1 protein-coding gene is annotated in these 2,500 nt (G+C 74.0%); it reads right to left on the bottom strand.

What is annotated here, in order from left to right:
- Positions 1-2,500, bottom strand: a 2,500-nt coding sequence (locus tag AB0G79_RS33285; RefSeq protein WP_360813221.1) for a condensation domain-containing protein, incomplete at both ends; no start/stop codon positions are given.

Consider the following 2,500-nt stretch of genomic DNA (forward strand, 5'->3'; position numbering starts at 1 on the left):
CGTCGGGCACACGGTCCGCCGCCTGCTCGAACCGCTCGTGAACCAGGGCCGGTCGGCCCTCGGTCGCCGTGTCGTTCCACACGGTCAGGACCCGGTGCCGGGCCACCTCGTCCAGCACCGGGACGCCGCTGAGGCGGGTCTGCGGGCTGTCGCCGAGGAGGTCGAGCACGCGCACCCAGGCGCCGGCGATCCGGTCGGCCCACTCCGGGTCGAACAGGTCGGCGGCGACGGTGACCGAGCCGCGCAGACCGGCCGGGGCGCCCTCGGCGTCGTACGTCTCGCCGACCATCACGTCCAGGTCGAACTTCGCCGCCCTGGTGCCGGTCGACATGCCGCCGGTCCAGACGACGGGCGTGGCCGAGGAGTCCAGGCCGGCGCTGACGGTGTTCTGCTTCGTCAGGACGACCTGGAAGAGCGGGTGGCGGGCCATGGAACGGGCCGGGGCCAGCTCCTCCACCAGCCGCTCGAAGGGCACGTCCTGGTGGGCGAAGCCGGAGAGGCCCGCCTCCCGCACCCGGGCCAGCAGCTCGGTGAAGGCGGGGTCGCCCGACAGGTCCGCGCGCAGCACCTGGGTGTTGACGAAGCAGCCGATCAGGTCGTCGAGGGCCTCGTCGCCGCGGCCGGCGTGGGCCGAGCCGATCGGGATGTCCGTGCCCGCGCCCAGCTTGGAGAGCAGGATCGCCAAGGCTGCCTGCAGCACCATGAACACGGTCACGCCCTCGGAGCGGGCGAGCTCCGCCAGGCGGACGTGCACCTCGGCGGGGACGTCGAGGGGGACGCTGTGGCCCAGGTGGGAGGCGAGAGCCGGGCGGGAGCGGTCGAAGGGCAGCTCGAGCTCCTCGGGGGAGCCCGTCAGCGTCTCGCGCCAGTACGCGAGCTGCCGGGCGATGACGCTGTCCGGGTCGCTCTCGTCGCCGAGCAGCTCGCGCTGCCACAGCGCGTAGTCCGCGTACTGCACCGGCAGCGGCGCCCACTGCGGCGCCTGACCGGCGCTGCGTGCCGCGTAGGCGGTGGAGAAGTCCCGGGCCAGCGGCGCCCGCGACCAGCCGTCACTGGCGATGTGGTGCACGAGGACGACGAGGACGCGCTCGCCCGCACCGGCCTCGAAGAGGGTGGCTCGGATCGGCACCTCGACGGAGAGGTCGAAGGCGTACCGCGCGGCCGCGGTGACCGCGTCCTCCAGCTCGGCCCGGCCGACCTCGACGACGTCCAGCTCCCAGTCGAGCTCGTCGAGCGCGAGGACCCGCTGGTACGGCTGCCCGTCCGCGACGCCGAAGACGGTCCGCAGGACCTCGTGGCGGCCGATCACGTCCCGCAGGGCCGCGTGCAGCACCTGGTGGTCGGCATCGCCCGACAGGCGCAGGGCGATCGGGCTGTTGTAGGTGGCGCTGGGGCCCTCCAGCTGGCTGATGAACCACAGGCGCTGCTGCGCGAAGGACAGCGGCACCCGCTCCGGGCGGTTGCCGGCGGTCAGGGCGAGCCTGGCCTGTCCGGCGTCCGCGAGGCCGGCCGCGAGGCCGGCGACGCTCGGGGTGTCGAACAGGGCGCGGAGCGGGACCTCGACGCCGAGGACCGTACGGACCCGGCTGATGAGGCGGACGGCGAGGAGGGAGTGGCCGCCGAGGGCGAAGAAGTCGTCGTCCACGCCGACCTCGGGCAGGCCGAGGACCTGGGCGAAGACTCCGCACAGGAGCTCCTCGCGGAGCGTGGCCGGGCCCCGGCCGGCGGTTCCCGTCGCGAACGCGGGGGCGGGGAGGGCCTTGCGGTCGAGCTTGCCGTTGACGTTCAGCGGCAGGGCGTCGAGGACCACGACCGCCGACGGGACCATGTACGACGGCAGGCGGTCCGTGGCCAGAGCGGTCAGGATCCGCGGCAGTTCATCGGCCACGCCGTCCTCGGCGGGCACCGCGTAGGCGACCAGGCGCTTGTCCCCCGGCACGTCCTCGCGGGCCACGACCACGGCCTGGGCGACCAGCGGGTGGCCGGCCAGGACGGCCTGGACCTCGCCGAGTTCGATGCGGAAGCCACGGATCTTGACCTGCTCGTCCGCGCGACCGAGGTACTCGATCTGACCGTCCGCGTTCCAGCGGACCACGTCACCCGTGCGGTACATCCGCTCGCCGGTCTCGAAGGGGTTGGCGACGAAGCGCTCAGCGGTCAGTCCGGTACGGCCCAGGTAGCCGCGGGCCAGGCCCGCACCCGCGATGTACAGGTCACCTGCGACACCCGACGGGACCGGCGACAGAGCGCCGTCCAGGACGTAGACCCGGGCGTTGGAGATCGGGCGGCCGATCGGGACCGCACCTTCGACGTCGTCGTCCGCGTACCAGGCGGTCGTGTAGACCGTCGCTTCGGTGGGGCCGTAGATGTTGGCGACCCGGGCGCCGGGGATGGCGGTGCGGATGCCGGCGACGGCGTCCGCGGTCAGGGCCTCGCCGGCCAGGACGACCGTGCGGGGGCGGGCGTGGATCTCGCCCGCGGCCACCATCTGCGCGAAGGC

Origin of the sequence: Streptomyces sp. NPDC020807 (assembly GCF_040641575.1) — a bacterium.
GTDB lineage: Bacteria > Actinomycetota > Actinomycetes > Streptomycetales > Streptomycetaceae > Streptomyces.